The 20,992-nt window shown below is 66.2% G+C and carries 17 protein-coding genes; 13 read left to right on the forward strand and 4 right to left on the reverse strand.

Annotated elements, in window-relative coordinates; genetic code table 11:
* Positions 1-15: 15 nt before the first annotated feature.
* Positions 16-681, reverse strand: a complete 666-nt coding sequence (locus U0025_RS15440) for a response regulator (RefSeq protein ID WP_004208320.1) — start codon at positions 679-681, stop codon at positions 16-18.
* Positions 682-960: 279 nt separating this feature from the next.
* Here U0025_RS15440 and U0025_RS15445 point away from each other — a divergent pair, with 279 nt between their 5' ends.
* The 6 genes from U0025_RS15445 (at position 961) to U0025_RS15470 (ending at position 10,164) form a co-directional block, all read left to right on the forward strand.
* Positions 961-2,595, forward strand: coding sequence for a serine hydrolase domain-containing protein (locus U0025_RS15445; protein ID WP_004208321.1), 1,635 nt, complete (start codon positions 961-963; stop codon positions 2,593-2,595).
* A 72-nt stretch (positions 2,596-2,667) separates the two neighbouring features.
* Positions 2,668-5,361, forward strand: coding sequence for a TonB-dependent receptor domain-containing protein (locus tag U0025_RS15450; protein WP_004208322.1), 2,694 nt, complete (start codon positions 2,668-2,670; stop codon positions 5,359-5,361).
* Between the two features lie 158 nt (positions 5,362-5,519).
* On the forward strand, positions 5,520-6,425 hold the full coding sequence (locus U0025_RS15455; protein WP_004208323.1) for a LysR family transcriptional regulator: 906 nt from the start codon (positions 5,520-5,522) through the stop codon (positions 6,423-6,425).
* A 151-nt stretch (positions 6,426-6,576) separates the two neighbouring features.
* Positions 6,577-7,932 carry an MFS transporter gene (locus U0025_RS15460; RefSeq protein WP_004208324.1) on the forward strand — a complete coding sequence of 452 codons (1,356 nt, stop codon included), beginning with the start codon at positions 6,577-6,579 and terminating at the stop codon, positions 7,930-7,932.
* 25 nt (positions 7,933-7,957) lie between these two features.
* Positions 7,958-8,854: a shikimate dehydrogenase gene (locus U0025_RS15465; RefSeq protein ID WP_004208325.1), complete on the forward strand. Its 897-nt coding sequence runs from the start codon at positions 7,958-7,960 to the stop codon at positions 8,852-8,854.
* Positions 8,851-10,164, forward strand: coding sequence for a carbohydrate porin (locus U0025_RS15470; protein WP_004208326.1), 1,314 nt, complete (start codon positions 8,851-8,853; stop codon positions 10,162-10,164). The genes U0025_RS15465 and U0025_RS15470 overlap by 4 nt, the downstream gene beginning before the upstream one ends.
* Before the next feature lie 6 nt (positions 10,165-10,170).
* On the opposite strand, the gene U0025_RS15475 is transcribed toward U0025_RS15470, so the two are convergent.
* Both U0025_RS15475 and U0025_RS15480 read right to left on the reverse strand, forming a co-directional pair.
* On the reverse strand, positions 10,171-12,042 hold the full coding sequence (locus tag U0025_RS15475; protein ID WP_004208327.1) for a bifunctional sugar phosphate isomerase/epimerase/4-hydroxyphenylpyruvate dioxygenase family protein: 1,872 nt from the start codon (positions 12,040-12,042) through the stop codon (positions 10,171-10,173).
* Positions 12,043-12,145: 103 nt separating this feature from the next.
* Complete coding sequence (locus U0025_RS15480; protein WP_004208328.1) at positions 12,146-12,625, reverse strand: c-type cytochrome; 480 nt, start codon at positions 12,623-12,625, stop codon at positions 12,146-12,148.
* Positions 12,626-12,838: 213 nt separating this feature from the next.
* Here U0025_RS15480 and U0025_RS15485 point away from each other — a divergent pair, with 213 nt between their 5' ends.
* The 7 genes from U0025_RS15485 to U0025_RS15515 all read left to right on the forward strand — a co-directional run bounded on the left by U0025_RS15485 (position 12,839) and on the right by U0025_RS15515 (position 18,315).
* Positions 12,839-13,492, forward strand: a complete 654-nt coding sequence (locus tag U0025_RS15485; RefSeq protein WP_004208329.1) for a TetR/AcrR family transcriptional regulator — start codon at positions 12,839-12,841, stop codon at positions 13,490-13,492.
* A 74-nt stretch (positions 13,493-13,566) separates the two neighbouring features.
* A complete protein-coding gene (locus U0025_RS15490; RefSeq protein WP_004208330.1) occupies positions 13,567-14,748 on the forward strand; it encodes a hypothetical protein in 1,182 nt (393 codons plus the stop codon).
* 145 nt (positions 14,749-14,893) lie between these two features.
* Positions 14,894-16,072: an amine dehydrogenase large subunit gene (locus U0025_RS15495; RefSeq protein ID WP_004208331.1), complete on the forward strand. Its 1,179-nt coding sequence runs from the start codon at positions 14,894-14,896 to the stop codon at positions 16,070-16,072.
* Positions 16,073-16,074: 2 nt separating this feature from the next.
* Complete coding sequence (locus tag U0025_RS15500) at positions 16,075-16,608, forward strand: MauE/DoxX family redox-associated membrane protein (protein WP_004208332.1); 534 nt, start codon at positions 16,075-16,077, stop codon at positions 16,606-16,608.
* 7 nt (positions 16,609-16,615) lie between these two features.
* Positions 16,616-17,218 (forward strand): thioredoxin domain-containing protein, encoded by a 603-nt coding sequence (locus tag U0025_RS15505; RefSeq protein ID WP_004208333.1) that lies wholly within the window; start codon positions 16,616-16,618, stop codon positions 17,216-17,218.
* A 26-nt stretch (positions 17,219-17,244) separates the two neighbouring features.
* Positions 17,245-17,790, forward strand: coding sequence for a methylamine dehydrogenase light chain (locus U0025_RS15510; RefSeq protein WP_004208334.1), 546 nt, complete (start codon positions 17,245-17,247; stop codon positions 17,788-17,790).
* Positions 17,791-17,802: 12 nt separating this feature from the next.
* Positions 17,803-18,315 (forward strand): c-type cytochrome, encoded by a 513-nt coding sequence (locus U0025_RS15515; protein WP_004208335.1) that lies wholly within the window; start codon positions 17,803-17,805, stop codon positions 18,313-18,315.
* Between the two features lie 316 nt (positions 18,316-18,631).
* On the opposite strand, the gene U0025_RS15520 is transcribed toward U0025_RS15515, so the two are convergent.
* Positions 18,632-20,962 carry a TonB-dependent receptor gene (locus U0025_RS15520; RefSeq protein WP_004208336.1) on the reverse strand — a complete coding sequence of 777 codons (2,331 nt, stop codon included), beginning with the start codon at positions 20,960-20,962 and terminating at the stop codon, positions 18,632-18,634.
* Positions 20,963-20,992: the final 30 nt, after the last annotated feature.

Consider the following 20,992-nt stretch of genomic DNA (forward strand, 5'->3'; position numbering starts at 1 on the left):
CGATCAGCCCGGCGCTCAGGCCGCTTCGATCATATAGCCCAGGCCGCGGATCGTGCGGATCGACGGGCCTGACGGCTGCAACTTGCGGCGCAGGCGGCCGACATAGACTTCCAGTGCATTGGGCGTGACGGCATCGTCGAAGTTGAACACTTCGGCCGACAGCCTTTCCTTGGCCACCACCTTGCCCGGCCGGCCCATCAGCGTTTCCAGCACCGCCAGTTCGCGCCGGCGCAGGTCGATCATGCTGCCTTCCAGATAGACAGTGCGGCTGGACCGGTCGAAGCTCAGCGTGCCGATGCGCAGCACCGGATCGAGCGTGCCCTGGCTGCGCCGCACCAGCGCGCGGACCCGCGATTCCAGTTCGCGCGGATCGAACGGCTTGGCCATATAATCGTCGGCGCCGCGATCCAGACCATTGATCCGGTCGTCGATCATGTCGCGAGCGGTCAGGATGATGATCGGCGTCCGCGCACCGCGCGCACGCAGCCGGCTCAGCACTTCCAGGCCATCGAGATCGGGCAGGCCCAGGTCCAGGATGATCGCGCTATAGGGTTCCTGATCAGCCAGCCGCAGCGCATCCTCGCCGCTGGTCAATATGTCGACGGCAAAGCCCGCGCCTTCCAGCGAGGCCATGATTCCCCGCGCCAGACGCTCATCATCTTCCACCAGCAACAAACGCATTACAGCACTCCTACCGATCCCGGCAGGCACCCTCGATCGACATTAAATTGCGATACGCATCCACAGCAGGAATGCAAATACCAAATAAAAAGCCCTTATCTTGCCGTTGATTGCAAGATCGGCCGCCGCACCCCTCTCTGTGTCAGGTTCGTGACAGCGACTCCGGTTAGGACTCGCCAGGAAAGACGGACGACGACGGATTTTCCGCCGTACGCGCCGCCGGAAAAAACAGATCGCAGCGCGGCAAGAGCGCTTCGGGCGCACAAGGGGAACATTGATATGACGACCGTTCGGTCCTCGCTCGCGGGGGCGCTCATCTGCATGGCTGCGGCACTGCCCGCTGCCGCCATGGCGCAATCGGCCAGCCCGGCCCCGGCTGATGCCGCGTCGCTCGCCCGCCTCGACGCGCTGTTCGCGCGCTGGAACAGCAAGACCGCCCCCGGCTGCGCCGTCGCCGTCTCGCGCAATGGGCAGGCGATCGCCACCCGCGCCTATGGCATGGCCAGCCTGGAACTGGGCGTCCCCCTCACCCCGGACAGCATTTTCGAGGCCGGATCGGACTCCAAGCAGTTCACCGCCGCCGCGACCCTGATGCTGGCGCATGCCGGCAAGCTGTCGCTGGACGATGACATCCGCAAGGTCGTGCCGGAAATGCCCGATTACGGCACCCCGGTCACGATCCGCCACCTGCTGCACCACACCAGCGGCCTGCGCGACTGGGGTTCGGTCGCCGCGATCGAGGGCTGGCCGCGCAACAGCCGCACCGCCGACAATCAGGACATGCTGAACATCGTCGCGCGCCAGAAGGAACTGAACTTCGCGCCCGGCAGCCATTATCTCTACAGCAACAGCAACTATAACCTGCTCGCCATCATCGTCGCGCGGGTCAGCGGCCAGTCGCTCGCCGACTTCACCCAGGATCATATCTTCAAGCCGCTGGGCATGACCCACACACGCTGGCGCGACGATCATGGCGATGTCGTGCCGGGCCGCACCGGCGCCTATGAATTTGACGATGGCGTCTATCGCAACGACCAGGTGATCGAGGACGCCTATGGCAATGGCGGCCTGCTGACGACGGTCGGCGATCTGGTGAAGTGGCAGGCGGCGCTTGACGCCGAGACGTTCGGCACCGGCTTCACCGCGCAGATGCAGACGCCGACCAAGCTGAATGACGGCACGCCGATCGCCTATGCACTGGCGCTGGTGAACCTCGACCATCATGGCCAGCAGGAAGTCAGCCACAGCGGTTCGACCGGCGGCTACCGCGCCTGGATGGCCCGCTATCCGCAGCAGAAGCTGGCCGTGTCGCTGCTCTGCAATAGCGGCAATGCCGATACGCCGGTGCTGGGCCGCGATGTCGCCGACATCTTCCTGCCTGCCTACAAGGCCAAGGCCTATACCCCCAAGGGGCCGCTGCCCTCGGGCACCTATGCCGACGGCATGACCGGCTTCCCGGTGCGCTTCGACAGCGACGACAAGGGCAATCTGCGCGCCGACGGCCGGGTGCTGACGCCGGTGGGTCCGGGCCGCTGGGCGCAGCGCGAGGATATCTTCGCCTTCGACAAGACCGGCCTGACGCTGGAACATCGCGAGGGCGAGAAGATCGCCTATCGCAAGGTCGATGCCGTCACCGCCTTCGACGCCAAGCCCTATGTCGGCCGTTTCTGCGGCGTCGACACCTTCGCCTGCCTCAGCTTCAAGCAGCAGGGCAATACGCTGACCTATAGCGGCCCGCGCTGGTACAACACGCCGCTCAGCCCCGCCTATGCAGACGTCTTCACCGGCGAAGCCGCGCCGGGCGCAGGCCGCATCACCGTCAAGTTCGAACGCGACGCATCGGGCGCGGTCACCGCGCTGCGCTTTGGCGAAGGGCGTGCCTACGACGTCGCCTTCCGCCGCGTCGCCGACTGATTTTCAGCCATCACACAAGAGCCGCTCGGGTCGCGGCCACAACAAAGCAAGAGCAAAAGGGGACTATTGGAAATGCGTATTGAAGACACTGGATTTCGCCGCCTGCTGATGGCGGGCAGCGCCGGGGCCGCCCTGGTCCTGTCGCTCGCCACGGCGCAGGTCGCCCTGGCACAGGACAGCACGCCCGCCGCCGACGATGACGCCGGTTCGATCGTCGTCACCGGTTCGCGCATCGACCGCAAGGGCTTCGACGCGCCGACCCCGACCACCGTCGTGGGCGAGAGCGAACTGCGCCAGGGCGCCCGTCCCAGCATCGCGCAGGTGCTGAACGACCTGCCGCAGTTCCGCGCGACCCAGTCGCCCGCCAGCACCGTCGCCAACACCAACTCCTCCTCGTCGGCGATGGACCTTCGCGGCCTGGGCGTCACCCGCACCCTGACCCTGCTCAACAACCGCCGCTTCACCGGCTCGTCGGACCTCAACACCGTGCCGCAGGGCCTGGTGAAGCGGGTCGAGATCGTCACCGGCGGCGCCAGCGCAGCCTGGGGCTCGGGCGCGATCGGCGGCGTCGTCAACATCATGCTCGACGATGATCTGGAAGGCCTGACCATCGGCGCGCAGAACGGCGTGTCGTCGCGTGGCGACGGCTATCGCTACAGCTTCGACGGCACCTTCGGCACCCATTTCGCCGACGGTCGCGGCCACTTCATGATCGGCGCCGAATATCAGAATGACGAGGGCATTCTGGACCGCAACTCGCGCAAGAATGTCGGCAGCGCCAACCTCTTCTCGCCGACCACGGGCGACCATGACTATATCCTGGTGCGCGACGTCAACAGTTCGACCACCAGCCTCGGCGGCCTGATCACCTCGGGCACGCTCAAGGGCCAGACCTTCAATTCGGACGGCACGCTGCGCGCCTTCCAGTACGGCAGCCAGATCAGCGGTTCGACCATGGTCGGCGGCGAAGGCGTGGCCACCAACGACGAATATGCGCTGACCAACCCCTATCAGCGCGTCAACAGCTATGCCCGCGCCAGCTTCGAGGTTGGCGACGCCACCTTCTGGGCGGACGGCAGCTACAGCCGCATCTGGGCCAAATATCCCTTCTATGCGGAAAATGGCACCTACACCCTGTCGGCCAGCAATCCCTATCTGTCGCAGTCGATCCGCGATCAGCTCGCCGCCGCCGGCGAGACCAGCATCAAGGTCGGCCGCTTCTTCGAGGATTATGGCTATCGCACCTTCGGCTATTATCGCCAGAATGTGGAAGGCGCGATCGGCGTCGATGGCAGCTTCGCGGACGGCAAATGGCGCTATTCGGCCTATTACAGCCATGGCGAAAACCGCAACATGCAGAGCTATGACAACCAGATCACCGGCGCGAACCTGACCGCCGCGCTGGATGCCGTGACCGACAGCAGCGGCAATATCGTCTGCCGCACCGCGCTCACCGATCCGACGACCGCCTGCCGCCCGCTCAACATCCTGGGCGAAGGCGCCGCCAGCCAGGACGCGATCGACTATGTGTTCGGCAATGTCGCCCGCGTCGTCTACACCACCAAGCTCGACAGCGCCGGCGCCAGCCTGCGCGGCGACCCCTTCTCCACCTGGGCCGGTCCGGTTTCGGTCGCCTTCGGTGCGGAAGCCCGCTGGGAAGAGCAGGTCACCAACAGCCTCGACGCCACCTCGGCCGCCAAGGGCTTCAGCCGCTTCAACTTCTCGCCGCTCGACGGCGGGTTCAACGTCCAGGAAGCGTTCGGCGAAGTCGCCATCCCGCTGCTCGACCAGCCGTTCAGCAAGCTCGATGTCAACGGTGCGGCCCGCTACAGCCGCTACAGCACCAGCGGTGGCATCTGGTCGTGGAAGCTGGGTGTGACCGATCGCATCTTCGACAATCTGCTGCTGCGCGTGTCGCGTTCGCGTGACATCCGTTCGGGCAGCCTGGCGGAACTCTACACCACCACCACGACCAGCTTCACCACGGTCGCGGAAAATGGCAGCACCTACTCGATCACCCGCTATGGCGGCGGCAATGCGAACCTGAAGCCGGAAATCGGCAGCACGCTGACCGCCGGCGCCGTGTTCACGCCGACCTTCCTGCCGGGCTTCAACCTGTCGGTCGACTATTACAACATCAAGCTCAAGGACGCGATCACCTCGCTGGGCGCACAGGACGTCATCAGCGGTTGCGCCAACGGCAATACCGACCTGTGCAGCCAGATCGTGCGTGACACTGCCGGTGCCCCGACCACCATCTACACCACCTATATCAACCTGGCCGAATACAAGACCGCCGGCGTGGATATCGAGGCCAGCTACACCCTGCCGCTGAGCAAGGTGAGCGGCGGCCTGGGCGGCACGATGCGCTTCCGCGGCCTCGCCACCTATGTCGACAAGGTGCTGATCAACGACGGCATGACCAGCGTCGACCGTGCCGGTGACGTGGGCGACAATGTCAGCTTCGGCACGCCGCACTGGCGCGCCACCGGGTCGATCAACTACAGCAGCCAGGACGTCTCGGTCGACGCCCGCGTCCGCTATGTCGGCGGCGGCAAGTTCAACCATGCGCTGGACATCGCCAACAACGACATCGCCGCCCGCGTCTATGTCGACCTCGGTGCCCAGGTGAATGTCGACAAGTTCACCCTGTTCGCCAACGTCAACAACCTGTTCGACCGCGATCCGCCGCTGACCACCTATGGCGCGATCCACTATGACACGATCGGCCGTTACATGACGGTCGGTGCCAAGGTTCGCTTCTGATCCCTGGCTGATCGATGTGCGCGGGCACCCCCTTGCCCCCTGCCCGCGCACATTGAAAACCCGTCTTCGAACGACCGGCACCCACGCGGCGGGCTTTCATGCGCCGCTCCGCTGGGCTAGCACGCGCTATCCATCCGGTGCAGGATCATGGACGTTCGATGCTCACGGTTCGACAGATAGAAATTTTCCGCGCCGTCATGATTACCAAGACGGTCAGCGGCGCCGCGCGGATGCTCGGCACGTCCCAGCCCGGCCTCAGCCGGATGCTCGGCCATATGGAGGACAGGCTGCAGTTCCGCCTGTTCGACCGCACCCGCGGCCGGCTGGTGCCGACCCAGGAAGCCGGCGTGCTGTTCGAGGAGATCGAACGCATCTACAAGGGCTTCGACGATCTCGCCCATGTCATCCGCCGGCTGGCCAAGGGGGAGGACAAGACCTTTCGCGTCGGCGCATCGCCCTCGCTCGGCCATTCGATCCTGCCCCAGATGCTGGCCCGCCTCAGCGCCAATTATCCCGGCCTCACCATCCAGTTCGATATTCTCTCGGTCGAGCAGGCGATCGATTATCTCGCACTCCAGCGTGGCGAATATGCGCTGACCGTCTTTCCGATCGACCATCCCAACATCCTGTCCAGCCGGATCGGCGCCGGGCGCATGGTCTGCGCCGTGCCCAGCCATCATCCGCTGGCGGATCGCGGCCGGATCGGCGTGGCCGACCTTGCCGGCGCGCAACTGCAATCCTTCCGCCCCGATACGCCCCATGGCCGGATCATCGCCGACATGTTCGCCCGCGCCGGGCAGGAGCCGGACGTTTCCACCTATATCCGCTTCGCCGAAACCGCGGTCGCCTTCGTCGCCAACGGCATGGGCGTGGCGCTGGTCGACAGCTTCACCGCGATGCAGCCCCATGCCGACACCGTCCGCTTCCTGGAATTTGAAGACCCCGGCGTGCTTCCGGTCTATATCAACCGCAATATGGAATCGCCGCGCGCCATCATCGGCGAAACCTTCGAGGAGATTGCCCGCAGTGCGATGCTCGCCCTGCCGCGCCCGCCAAAGCCATAACATAGCGATATAGCGAAGCGCATCTGGAGCGGTGGAAATTACCTATTGAATGGATGAGGCATAGCCATCCGCAGAATAGAAGCCGACAGGCCACCGGACAAGCAAGGCAAGGGCGCAGGGCGCCGCGAGAGGATGAAAGGCATTATTCGAGATGGCCAGCTATTCCGCCACCGGCAGCGTGTCCGTGCGGCCCTATGTGACCGTTGACGGCCAGGCTGCGCCCGTCGCGGCGGACAGCCTATGGACCGCGCGCCAGATACTGGTCGTCGCCATCTGCTTCATCCTCAACATGCTCGACGGCATGGACGTGCTGATCCTGTCCTATATCGCCCCCGCCCTGTCGACCGACTGGCAGGTGACGCCCGAACGGCTGGGCGTGGTGTTCAGCGCCGGGCTGGCCGGCATGGCCGCCGGTGGCCTGCTGATCGCGCCGATGGCCGACAGGTTCGGTCGTCGCAAGCTGATCCTCGCCTCGCTGGTGATGATGGCCGGCGCCATGTTCGGCTCGGCCATGGCCGCCAATATCGGCGAACTGATCGTCAGCCGCTTCATCGTCGGCATCGGCATCGGCACGGTGCTGGCCAGCATGGCGGCGCTGACCGCCGAATATGCCCCGCCCCGGCACCGCACCTTCGCGGTCGGTTTCCTCCAGGCCGGCTATCCGGTCGGCGCCACCATCACCGGCTTCGTCGTCGCCAACCTGCTGCCCATCTATGGCTGGCAGGCGATGCTGCTGGGCGCGGCGATCCTCTGCACCCTGTCCCTGCCCTTCGTCTGGCTGCTGCTGCCCGAAAGCATCGACTTCCTGCTGACCCGCCAGCCCAAGGGCGCGCTGGAAAAGGCCAACCGCCTGCTCCGCTCGATGGGCCAGCCGGCGGTCGATACGCTGCCCGCCAAGAAGGTGCATGAAGCCAACAAGGCCGGCGTGCGCGGCCTGCTGGCCGATGGCCGCGCAACCGGCACCATCCTGCTGTGGATGGCCACCATCTCGGGCTTCATGACGCTCTATTTCGTCATCAGCTGGATTCCCAAGCTGGCGGTCGAGGCCGGCCTGCCGGCCAAGGACGCCATCTATGCCGGCGCCATCTATAATATCGGCGCCTTTGTCGGCGTGACCCTGATCGGCATCGCCGGCACCCATTTCGACCTGCGCCGCCTGATCCTGGGCTATATGTCGGCCGCTGCCGTCACGCTGGTCCTGTTCGGATCGGTCGCGATGCCGCTGGTCGCGACGCTCGCCACCGCCTTCCTGATCGGCGTCTTCGTCCAGGGCGGCTTCAACGGCTGCTACCCGCTCGCCGCCAGCCTCTATCCGCCCGAAGCACGCGGCACCGGCATCGGCTGGGCCATGGGCGTCGGCCGGATCGGCGCAGTGATCGGGCCGATGCTGGGCGGCTTCCTGCTCGCGGCGAAAGTCTCACTGCCTGTCATCTTCGGTGTCTTCGCGGTGCCGGCCGTCATCGCGGGCATCTGCGCCGCGATGATCCGCCTGCCCAAGGCCGACTGACCGCCCCTCTTCCAAGGATAATGCCATGTTCCAGTCCCCCGCGCCCGTCGCGGATCGCCCCCGCGCGTCCATTCTCTGCGGCCTGATCGGCCAGGGCATTGCCGGATCGCGCAGCCCGCACATGCACGAGACGGAGGCAAAGGCGCTCGGCCTGACCCTCGTCTACCGCATCCTCGATGCCGATCGGATGGGCTATGACGCGGACGACCTGCCCCGCCTGCTGCCGATGCTGGGCGCGATGGGCTTTGACGGGATCAACGTCACCCATCCCTTCAAGCAGGCGGTCATCCCCTTGCTCGACAGCCTGTCCGACGCGGCGCGGGCATTGGGCGCGGTCAATACCATATTGTTCCGCAACGGCCGGGCGCATGGCGACAATACGGATTGGTCGGGCTATCGCGCCCATTTCCTCGCAGGCCTTGCCGATCGCCCGCGCGGCCGGATCGCGATGATCGGTGCAGGCGGCGCTGCGGCAGCGGTCGGCTATGCCCATCTCGACCTTGGCGCGACGCATCTTGCCATCGTCGATCCGGCACAGGACCGCGCGGCGGCGCTGGCCGATCGGCTTGGCGCGCTCTTCCCGGCGGCGCAGGTGCAGGCCATGGCCCATGCGGCCGATGCCATTGCGGACGCCGATGGCGTGGTCCAGACCTCCCCGATCGGGATGCTCAGCCATCCCGGCCTGCCCTTCGATCCCGATCTGCTGACGCCCGATCAATGGGTGTCGGACATCATCTATTTCCCGCTGCACACCCCGTTGCTGGTGGCGGCACAGGCCAAGAGCTGCGCCATATTGACCGGCGGCGGCATGGCGGTGATGCAGGCGGCCCATGCCTTCGCCCTGTTCACAGCGGTCGCACCGGACAGCAACCGCATGCTGGCGGACTTCGCCCGCGCGACCGATGCGGCTGTCGCGCCATGATCGCCGACAGCCCGCCCGCCATCGTCCTGCCCGTCCAGGTCGCCGAAGCGGTGAAGCCCGCGCCGCAATTGCAGGGGCCGCCCGCCGGACCACAGACGCCCCCACCCCAGCCGCCGGCCGCGCCCCAGGCCGGCTGGCGCACACGGCTCAAGGACAGCGGCGTCAACCTCACCTTCTCCTATGTCTCCGAAAGCGCCGCATCGATCAGCGGCGGGCGCGATCAGGGCGCAGCCTATACCCAGCAATTGCTGGCATCGGCGGTCGTCGACACCGGCAAGGCGTTCGGCCTTTCAGGCGGGAAGATCATCGCGACGATCATCCATCGCAAGGGGCAGGATCTGACCGCCACCCGCATCGGCAATCTGTTCGAGGTGCAGGAACTGTTCGGCGGCGGGCAGGATCTGCGCCCGGCGGAACTCAGCTATGAGCAGCAGTTGAATGGTGGCAGGACCGCGCTCAAGATCGGCCTCTATCATACGGGCGACGATTTCGCGACCTTGCCCTCGGGCTGCCAGTTCCAGAATTTCGCCTTCTGCCCGCGCCCGACCACACTCTTCTACAATAGCGGCTTTTCCGGCTTCCCGATCCCGCGCTGGGGCATTCGCGCCCGGCAGGACATCGGCCATGGGCTGAGCATCAGCGTCGCCGCCTTCGAAGTGAACAGCATCCGCGCCCAGACCGGCAATGGCTGGCAACTGGCGCCGCGTTTCGACAGTGTCGTCCTGCCGGTCGAACTGGGCTGGAAATCGGGCCAGGGCGCGGGGCAATTGCCCGGCCTGGTCCGGCTCGGCGGCCTCATCGACACGACCGACAAGCCCGATGTCTATGCCGACGCCAATGGCAATTCCTACGTCCTGTCCGGCCTCGCCCCGGCCACCCGGCGCGAACGGTGGAGCGCCTGGGCGATGGCGGAAAAGATGATCGTCCGCTTCGGCCCCGGCGAACGCGGCCTGTCGCTGTTCGGCACCATGACGCTGTCCGACCGGGCGACCGCGCGCGTGCCCTTGTTCCTGAGCGGCGGCTTCGTCGCGCGCGGCCTGTGGGACAATCGGCCCAGGGACAATTTCGGCCTCGGCCTCGTCTATGCCAGGGTCAATCCGCGCATCGCCGATCGCCAGCGCGACCAGCAGTCGTTGGGACAGGATGTCGATCCGCAGCGCTGGGAGGCAAGCGGCGAAATCTTCTATGGCTGGCAGGCGACCCGCGCATTGCTGCTGCGCCCCAACCTCCAATATATCCACCGCGTCGGGGCGACGAGCCGCTATCCCGATGCGGTGGTGGCCGGCATGACGATCAAGCTGATCCTCTGATCCCGCTCAATCGACGGGATTCTCGTCGCGGAACCGGTTCTGTGCGGCCAGCCGGACGCCGGCATTGGGCGCGCCATAGCCCGTATAGCCATGATCGCGCTGGACGAACTCGAAGAAGAACAGCTTGTCGAAGGCGCGGCTGTAGAGCTGCCAGAAGCCGTGACCATCGGCATCCTCGTCATAGAGGATGCCCAGCGCCTGCATCCGCGCCACCAGCGCGTCGTCAAAGCCGAAGCGCGCGGCGATGTCCGCATAATAATTGGCCGGAATGGTCAGCACCGCCGCGCCCTCGTCCCGCAATGCCTGCGCGGTCGCGAAGATATCGTCGGTCGCCAGCGCCACATGCTGATAGCCGCCGCCAATTCCCTGGTCGAGGAAGCGGGACGACAGCGTCTCGCGCGCGTCCGATGCATTGAGCGTCACCCGGAAAGCGCCGTCGGGCGCCTGCAAGGCCTGGCTATGCACCAGTCCCGACGGATCGATCACATCCTGCGCCGCCTTGGCCTCAAGCCCGAACAGGGCGCGCCAGTAAAGCTGCCAGGACAGGAACTCGTCATTATGAATGACGGCAGCGAGATGGTCGAAGCCATGGGCATGGACCGGCGCATCGGGCTCCGCCTCGATCGCCTGGAACTCGCGCGCCCACAGCCCTTCGACCTCATTATCGTCGATCAGATAGACCAGGCTGCCGCCGACCCCGCGCAGCGCCGGCATCGCCATCCGGCCGGGGCGCCCTTCCGCGCTATAGGCCTTGATCCCCAGCGCCGCCGCGCGCGCCTGCACCGCCGCCTTGTCCCTCACCCGCACGCCGATCGCGCAGATGGACGATCCATGCGCCGCACGATAGGCGCTGGCAAAGCCCTTGGGCTCGGCATTGACGACCAGATTGACGCCGTCCTGACGCCATCGCGTCACCTTCTTCTGGCGATGCTCGCCGGCAAGACTGAAGCCCAGTGTCGCCAGCGTGCGGCCCAGCCGCGCGGAATCGGCGCTGGCGGTGGTGAATTCCACGAACTCGGCGCCCAGCACCGGCTCCGGCGCGGGCATGGTCGACGGGCGCCCCAACTGCCGCAGCGCCGCGTCGCGCACATAGTCGAGCGAACGATGCCCGTCCTCCGCCACCAGCGTCGCGGCATTGGAGCGGAACCGGTCGTTGAAGATTTCCAGCGACAGTGGCCCGTCATAGCCGGTGGCCAATATCTCCGCGACGAAGCCGGCGACATCCAGCCCGCCCTGCCCCGGCAGGTTGCGGAAATGGCGGCTCCAATAGAGCAGGTCCATGTCGAGCAGCGGCGCATCGGCCAGCTGGACGAAGACGATCTTGTCGCCACGAATCTCGCGGATGCTCTCGCTCGGAATCTTGCGCGACAGCGAATGAAAACTGTCGAGGATGATGCCGATATGGGGATGGTCGACCTGCTCTACGATCGACCAGACATCGCGATGATCGAACACATGCCGGCCCCAGGCCAGCGCCTCATAGCCGACCAATATGCCGCGCTTGGCCGCCCGCTCGCCCAGATCCCGGAAATCGTCGACGATCCGCTCCCGCTCCCCCAGCGAAGCGGGCGAGCAGTTGGAGCAGACCAGGATGCGATCGGTGCCCAGTTCGCCCATCAGGTCGAACTTACGTTCGGCCCGGTCGAAGGCGCGCTGGCGCAGCGCGCCCGGCATCCCCTCGAAATCGCGGAAGGGCTGGTAGAGCATGCAGGCAAGGCCCAGATCGTCCAGCATGCGCCGCACGTCCCGCGGCGCCAGTTCCGACCCGATCAGGTCATTCTCGAATATCTCGACCCCGGCAAAGCCGGCCGCGGCAGCGGCGCGCAATTTCTCTTCGAGCGTGCCGCGCAGCGAGACGGTGGCGATGGCGTTGGACATGGGGGATCTCCTTGGAGCCCCCTTATCCCACAGCCCGGCACCGCCATTTAACCGCTCAAGACCGACTATCCCATAGCATAGAGTTATAGGATGGCCGCCCGGATCAGGACGGGATCAGCCCCTTGCCCGCCAGCCGACCGCGCTCGGCCGCGACCTGCGCCGCGGTCTGCTTGCCGCCGGCGCGCACCTTGGCGACCTCCGCCGCGGTAAAGGGCGCGGCGGGCTTGGCTGCCTTCTTGAGCGACACGGCGTGGTTGAGCACGTCGGCAATATCCTGATCGGACATGGTGCCCATGCCCGGCATCAGGCCGGTGATCTTCCTGTCGTCCACGGTGATCGGGCCATAAATGCCATAGAGCAGCACCATGGCGAGATAGCGCCGCCCCTCCGGACTGGTCGCGATCTGCGCCACCCGGCCATTGAGACGCGGAAACTGGCCCGGCAGGCCCGCGCCCGAGGGCTGATGGCACATGGAGCAGCGATTGGCGAAGGTCTGTGGCCCGGTCGCCTGTGCCGCCCCGGGCAAACCAACCGCCGCAACCGCCAGCAGAGAGAATGTGACGCGCTTGATACCCTGAATCATCGCCTGAAATGTCCCCGCACATATGGACGTTTGCCCCGGAAGCCGCCCCCGCCAGGGTGCCGCACCGGATTTCACGCCTCTTCCCAAGATTATGTGGATGAGCGAATACTGGACAGTCTTCAAATATTCGTCAAGCCCGCCGTTGCGAGCGATGCGCAAAGGGTGGCGAACCGGGCCGCGCCGTGGTAGGAGGGCCGCCAAGGCAGATGTGATATGATACTCGCTCCCTCACGGCCCGGCATCTATGCCCGCGGGTCCGAAACGGTGGACCAGATCCTCAAGGCGGCGCTGGACGTGCTGATCGACGAGGGTGCCGATGCCTTCACCCTGCGCCGCATCGCCGCGCGCTGCGACATGAAGGTCGGCAATGTCAGCTATCATTTCCCGCGCAAGGAAATGCTCATCCAGGTGATGCTGGACGAGATGCTGGAATCCTATGACAAGCTGCTGGAGGAGATGGTGCGCAAGCCCGGCCTCACCGCCGAGGAACGGCTCAAGCTGGTCATCATCCTGTGCCTGGAGGATATCCAGACCAAGCGCACCACCCATTTGTTCACCGAGCTCTGGGCCCTCGCCAACCAGAGCGAGTTCGTCGCCGACCGGGTGCGCCTGTTCTACAGCAAGGTGCATGAGGTGATCGGCGAATATGTCGCGCAGATCAATCCGGCCCTGTCCCCGGACGAGGTGCATAGCGTCGCCCTGTTCATCAGCGCATCGATGGAAGGATCGACGCCGTTCCTGGGGCATCAGAAGCCCTGGGCGGCCAAGATGCCGGTGTTTACCGCGCTGGCCGCAATGTCGTTCGTGCATCTTGCCAAGACGGTGACTTCGCGCGATCTTGCAGGGCTGATGACAGAAGCGGCCTGACGCCGCCCCAGGGGGGAGAGATGGTCTGAACGGCAGGAGCGCCACCGGCGCCTGTTCATGCTGTGGGGGCCATCATGACGCAAAGCCGTATATTGCCCGGATGGGCACCGGACCGGACCATCGCCTGCATCGCCGCCGCCGCGCTCGCGCTGCTGCAACCCGGCATCGATCCCGTCTTCCTCACCCTGCTGACCGCCGCCACCGGGCTTGATCCATCCGACCATGGCTGGATCGTCGGCGCGACCCAGGGCGGCATGGCGATCGGCGCGATCCTGGTCTGGCGCGGCGGCGCGCATCTGCCGACTGGCGCGCCGGCCTTCGCCGCACTGATCGCGCTGGCCGCCAGCCTGATAACGCCGGCGCTCGACGAGCTGGCAACGCTGGTCGTCGCGCGCGGCCTGTTCGGCGTCGGCATGGGCGTCGCCTATACCCATGCGATGAGCGCCGCCGCCTCGCAGCGTCCGACCGGCGCCTATGCCGCCGTCTTCCTGGTCCAGTTGCTGCTGTCCACCCTGGTCGCGCTGGCGCTGCCGGCGATCGGCGACCGCGCCGGGCCGGCCGCGGCGCTGCGTCTGCTGGCACTGGCGCCGATCGGCGTGCTGCTGCTCAGCCTGATGATGCCGGCCGCCGATCCGGCGCAGTCACAAACCAGCGACGCCGATGAACGCGCACCCACCCCGGCCCGCGCCTGGGCACTGGCCGTCGCCCTGTTCTGCTTCATCGCCGGCACCATGATGGTCTGGAGCTTTTCCGGCGCGCTGGCGCTGGCCGCCGGCATTGACGACAGCGTGATCGGCGAGGCAGTGGCGATCGGATCGGTGATCGGCGCGCTGACCGCGATCGCGCTGATGCGCGAACAAAGCATCGTGCCGCTGCCGCTGACCGGCCTGCTGTCCGCCGTCTGCCTGCTCGCCCCGCTCGCCCTCACTCGCCCCGGCGCACCGACCCTGTTCATCCTGGCGATCGGCCTGCTCAATATCGGGTCCACCGCCACCATCATCCGCTTTTCCGGCCTTGCCACGGCAGCGGGCGGCGGCAGTCCGCTGTTCCGCCGCTTCGTCGCCTGCGTCCACAGCCTGGGCATGATCGCCGGGCCGGTGGCGGGATCGCTGCTGTCCGACGGGTTGGGGCAGCAGGGGCTGATCGATGGCGCGCTGGTCGCGCTCACCGGCGGCTGTTTCGCGCTGCTGGTGGCGGCCTCGCCCGACAGGCTGCGCCTGCCCCGGATCGAAGGCGTTCACGAGATTATCGCTTAGTTTTGCTGCGGCGCAAAAATATTTTGCGGGGAGCGTCTCCACCTCCTTGACCAATCCTTGACACTTGTCCAGCCTTCATTCCAGCGGCGAAACGCGGACCAGATGAGTCCAGCGCCGCCGCACCGATCAAGGGGGATCACGCCAGATGTCGAGCGCCGCCGTCAGGGGATTTTTCGCCACCGCCGCCATGGGTTTCGTCCTGTGCGCAGCCATCACCGCCCAAGCCGCGCCCGCCGACACCACGGCCGCGCTGGAGCCGGAAACGTCCGATGTCGTGACGATGGAGCCGCCCAAGCCCAACTGGTTCTTCGTCGACGGCGGATGGGACATGCCGGGCACCAGCATCTTCGACGGCGACAGCGGCAAGATGGTGGGCATGGTCGAAACCCGGCGCCTCGCTGACATGGCGATCGATCCGGCCGGCCAATATTATTATGTCGCCGAAACCATCTGGTCAAAGGGCGATCGCGGCACGCGGCAGGACATGGTGTCGGTCTATGACACGCGCGAGCTGAAGCTGGTCACCGAAATCACCATTCCCGACCGTATCCTGATCGGATCGCGCAAGAACAATTTCATCATCAGCGACGATAGCAAGACCGGCTTCGTCTATAATCTCAGCCCCGCTTCCTCGGTGAACATCGTCGATCTGGTGAAGCGCAAGTTCGTCGCCAATGTCGAAGTGCCGGGCTGCGCCAGCATGATGCCCAATCCGGGCGTCGGCTTTTCCGCGCTGTGCGCCGACGGATCGCTCGCCACCGTGAAGCTGACCGGCAGCAAGGCCGACATTACCCACAGCGCGCCCTTCTTCTCGGCCACCGACGATCCGATCTTCGACAATTTCACCTATGACCGGAAGAAGAAGGAAACGACGTTCCTGAGCTACACCGGCCAGATCTGGACCGCGAAGCTCGGCCCGGCGCCGACCATCTCCGCCCCCTTCTCGATCCAGGCCGCCGCCGGCATCCGGCCGGGCGAAACCAAGCCACTGGAGCTGAACTGGTATCCGGGCGGGCGCCAGCCGATGGCGCTGCACCGCGCGACCGGCCATCTGTTCGTGCTGATGCACATGGGCGAATATTGGTCGCACAAGGCGTCCGGCACGGAAGTGTGGGAGGTCGATCTCGCCACGCAGAAGGTGGTCAAGCGCCGCCCGCTGGAAGAGCCGATGAACAATATCGAGGTCACCCAGTCGGACAAGCCGCTGCTCATCATGGACGGCGAGAAGGGCACGGCCCTCGTCATCGACCTCGCCACCTGGGAGGAAAAGCACAAGATCGAGAAGGCCGGCGGCAGCACCATCACGGTCGTGGACCCGTCCTGACCATGACACTGGGTCTGGCGATCGCCGCGCTGGCGGCTGCCATCGGGATCGGCCTCATCCTGTTGCAGGCGGGCCTGTCGAAGTTGCGCCATCGCATCCTGTTGCCCGGCGTGATCGCCAATTACCGGCTGCTGCCGCCGGCGCTGGTGGCCCCCGCCGCCATCCTGCTGCCGCTGGCGGAGATCGCCATCGGCGCCACGCTGATCGCCGGCCTGGCTCCGGTGCCTGTGCTGCTTGCCATGCTGCTGCTTAGCCTCTTTGCCGGGGCGATGGCGATCAACATCGCGCGCGGGCGCAGCCATATCGACTGCGGCTGCGGACGTTCTCAGTTACGCCATCCGATCGGCTGCCCGCTGGTGATCCGCAACCTGCTGCTGATCGCGCTGGTCGCGCCGCGCCTGCTGCCCGCCCCGCCGCTGTCCGCGCTGGACATTGCCACCGCGGCCGCTGGCGGCATCGCCCTGTTCCTCGCCTTCCATCTGCTCGGCGCCATCCTGGCGCTGATCGCCACGCCCGCCGCCGCCTACCGGAGATAGAAGACCTATGCTGACCTCGCTCATCATCGCGCAGATCCTGTCCTGGGTCGCCATTTTCGCGCTCGGCATCGCCCTGCTGGCGGTCGCGCGGCAGGTCGGCGTGCTGCATATCCGCGTCGCGCCCGCCGGCGCACTCGCCACCAGCGGCGGCCCGGCGGTGGGCGACGCCATCGTCAAGATCGATACCCGCACCATCGACGGCGCGCCCGTCACGATCGGCGGCCATGCCCATGGCACGGCGCTGCGCCTCTTGATGTTCGTCTCCGCCCAATGCCCGCTGTGCAAGAATATCATCCCGATGGCCAAATCCTTCGCGCGGGACGAGCGGGTCGCGCTGACCTTCGTGGGCGACGATGATGTCGCCGCCCAGCGCGCGATGATCGCCCAGCACGGGCTGGAGGGCCATGCCTTCGTCAACGGGCCGGAGGCGGGCCAGGCCTATGGCGTCGCCAAGCTGCCCTTCGCCGTGCTGCTCGATGCCGAGGGCACCATCCTGTCCAAGGGGCTGGTCAACAGCCGCGAGCATCTCGAAAGCCTGGTCGTCGCCCATGAAATGGGGATCGCCACGGTGCAGGATTATATCGGTTCGCTCAAAGCCCAGGCGGCCTGATCGCAAGTTCAAAGGGGGTCCGTGACATGAAGAAGTTCGACGCCGACGCCATGGGGGAAAAGCTGCTGCGACGCCTCGCCGGGGGGACATCCCGCCGCTCGATGCTCTCGCGCCTGGGGGCCGCCCTGGTCGCTGCGCCCGCCTTCCCGCTGCTGCCGGTCAGCCGCGCCGAAGCGGCCAAGCCCGACCGCTCGCCCGAGGCCAAGACCGCCTTTGCCCGCACCGCGCAAAGCAAGGACGAAACCAAGTGCGACTATTGGCGCTATTGCGCGATCGACGGCGCGCTCTGCACCTGTTGCGGCGGCGGCATCCACAGCTGCCCGGCGGGTTCGGAGCCCTCGCCCGTCTCCTGGGTCGGCACCTGCATCAACCCGGACGACGGCAAGGCCTATCTGATCGCCTATCGCGACTGTTGCGGCAAGCCGGCCTGCGGCCAGTGCGGCTGCGACAATACCGACCGCGAGACCCAGCTCTACATGCCCCAGCTCAACAATGACGTGATCTGGTGCTTCGGCACCAGCAGCATGGAATATCATTGTTCGACCGCCGTGCTGGTCGGCGCGGCGAGTTGAGGCGAGCAGGGCATGCGGCATGCGCTGCTGATCGGATCGCTGGCGCTGCTCGGCGCGGTCGGCATCGGCCGCGCCGCCCTGCCGCCGATGGGGCTGTTGCCCAGCGCGATCACCGATCCCGATCTCGCCCGGTCCGATTATGTCGAAAATTGCGGCGGCTGCCACGGGGTGCAGGGCAGCGCCGCGCCTGCGGCCCTGCCCGAACTGCGCGGCCGGGTCGGCTGGTTCCTCTGCACGCCGGAAACCCGCGCCTATCTCATCCGCCTGCCCAATGTCGCGCTCAGCCGGATCAAGGATAATCAGCAGCTCGCCGACATGATGAACTTCGTCGTCTTCGGCCTGGGCGGCGGCAGCGTGCCGCAGGGCAGCACGCCCTTCACCGCCGAGGAAGTCGCCCATGAACGGCGCTTCGCCCTGTCCGCCGCCTCGCTGACCGCCGAACGCGCCCGCCATGTCGAAACCGCGATCCGCAAATGCCATGCGCCAGCCTCGCTCAGGCAGATGTTCCCGTCTGCAGGGCGATAGCGCTGCCACGGGCATCGCTGTCCTACACGCCGCTTTTCTGATCTATCCCTCGCCATGCGACAGAGGCTGTTCCCCCTCGCCCAACCCGGCCGCCCGGCGCGTGGCAGGCGCCTATGTGGCGCGCGGCTGTCGCGTCACAGGCGCGCGACAGGGGCAAGGGCGACGCGCGTCAATGCCCCTCCCCCCGCCACCCCCGGCGCGGCACAGGCGCGTTACCGACGCGTTACAGGTGCGCGACAGGCGCAAATGGCCCCGATAGGCCGTTTACACTGTGAACTTCGGCAGACGCGCGCCCGATCGCGGGCGCCGCCATGCTTCAGAATTTCGCCTTCACCCCGGCATACCAGCGGCGCGGCGCACCCGCGCCATAGGCCCTGGGATCACTCGCCCCCGGCGCCTCCTCCAGTTCGATCTCGTCCACTTCGGTAAAGGTGCCGAAGGTCGCATAATGGCGGTCAAACAGGTTGCGGACCTCGCCGAACAGGGTGACACCGGGAATGATGTCGATGCCGGCGCGGATATTGGCGATCAGATAGCCGGGCACCCTGGCATTCTGGTTCGCCTCGTCGCCGACCAGATATTGGCCCGACCGGGCAATCAGGTCGCCGCCAACCGACCAACGGCGCTGGCCGCCCAAGGTGCCAGCATAATCCAGCGTCAAGGTCGCACTATGGCGAGGGATACCGGGCAGGCGATCGCCCTTGCGAACGTCGATCGTGCTGTCGTCATTCGCCTCGGGATTGGCCGGGCTGCTGAGTTCCAGCGCGCTGCGATAGGTCGCATCGGTAAAGGCATAGCTCAGGCCCGCACTAAAGCCACCCCGCGCCGCCTTGACCGACGCCTCGACACCCTGGCGCCGGGTCTTGCCGATATTCTGGAAATAGGCCCGGCCGCGAATGTCCGACGCGATATATTGGATGTCATCATGATTGCCGGTGCGATAGGCCGAGAGCAGCCAGTCGGCGGTCCATCCCCCGACGGCGAAGCGGCCCGAACCGCCCGCCTCCCAGCTTTTCGCCACCACCTGCTTGAGCGGCGGATCGGCGATGAAGAAATTGGTGAGGCTGCATGGCGCATTCTCGTCGGCGCAGGACAATTCCGCCGGGGTCGGCGCGCGGTTGGTCTCGGCATAGCCGGCCCGCAGCGACAGCCCGTCCGAAACCCGATAGTCCAGCTCCGCGCCGGGGTTCAGTCGCTGGAACCGATGCCGCCCGTTCAGCGCCGTGCCGATCTGGTCGACCAGTTCGATCCGCGCATGGTTCCAGCGCAGCCCCAGTTCCGCCGTCAGCCCCGGCGCCAGCGGCAACCGGTCCTGCACGAACATACCCCAATAATCGCTATGCGCGACCAGCCCGACCGGCGCGATTGCCCCATCCGGCTGGACGATGATCGATCCCAGCCCCTCGACGCTGCGCTCGTCCGTCATCGCGCCCAGTTCGGTCGATGTGTCGAAACGGGTGCGGCTCGTGTCGTAGCTCATGCCGATCGCAAAATGATTGGTCCCGCCCATCAGCGCGCGATCGTCGATCAACTGCACCAGCGCGCCCATCGCATCGGTCCGCGTCCGCCCCCGATTGAGCACGCCATAGCCTTCGCCTCCCAGGCTGTCGGCAATGGCATTGCCGTTCGCGTCGGTCAGGACCGACTGCGCCTCATCCTCATCATCGCCCCCCACCGTCTCCAGGCACAGCAGCCCGGCGTCATCCTCATCCTCGCACCCTTCGATATCGGCAGCATCGCCATTGACCGTGCGCAGGGTCAGCCGCTGGGCATAGAGCGTTCCCTCGATCCGGGTCGTGTCGGAAAGCGCGACCCAGGGGTGCAGGCTGATCCGGCCATAGCGGCTGCGACTATTATCGGGCCAGGTGAAGACGGCGCGCCGGTCCGCTGCCAGCAGTTCGACCGGCGATACGCCATTGCCGGTCAGGTTGGTCTTTGCCCCGACCAGCTTCATGTGCAGCCCGCCCTTCTCCGTGTCGAAGCCCAGGTCGGCATAGCCATTATAGAGATGCGACGGGCTATGATCCCGCCATCCATCGTCATGACTATATTGGAAAGCACCGAACGCACTGAAATTGCCGCGCGCAAAGCCGCCGGCGATGCTCGCCTCGGCATAGCCGAAACGGCCGCCGGTTATGCTCGCCTCCAGCCCCGGATCGCTGCGCCCGTCCTTCGTCTCCAGCAGGATCGCCCCGCCCAGCGCATTGAGGCCATAGACCGGGCTGGCGTCGAGCAGGCTCAGCTTGCGGATCGCCGCCTCGGGGATCAGGTCGAACTGGACGGTATCGCCGAACGGCTGGTTGAAACGGGCACCGTCCATATAGACGGCCAGCCCCTGCGCCTGCCCCTGCAACGGCGAGGCGACGAAGCCGCGATAGAGAAGATTGGGCTGCCAGGGGTTATTCTGCGCGTCCTGCAGCGTGATGCCGGCGATATTGCGGGTCAGCGCGCCGAGCAGGTCGGGCGTGCCGCCAATGCCGATATCCCGGCCGGAAATGGACAGCGCATCATCGACATCGATCGCCCCGCCCGGCGCCGTGACGATGATCGTCTGTGCCGGGCCAGCATCGGGCTCTTCCGCCCATGCCAGCGCCGGTATCAGCGCCGCGCCTGCCAGACCCGCGCAAAGCCAGCCCCTGCCCCGCATATTCCTCTCCCATCTCTATTTATGAAAAGG

The sequence above is a fragment of the Sphingobium yanoikuyae genome, assembly GCF_034424525.1.
GTDB classification, from domain to species: Bacteria; Pseudomonadota; Alphaproteobacteria; order Sphingomonadales; family Sphingomonadaceae; genus Sphingobium; species Sphingobium yanoikuyae.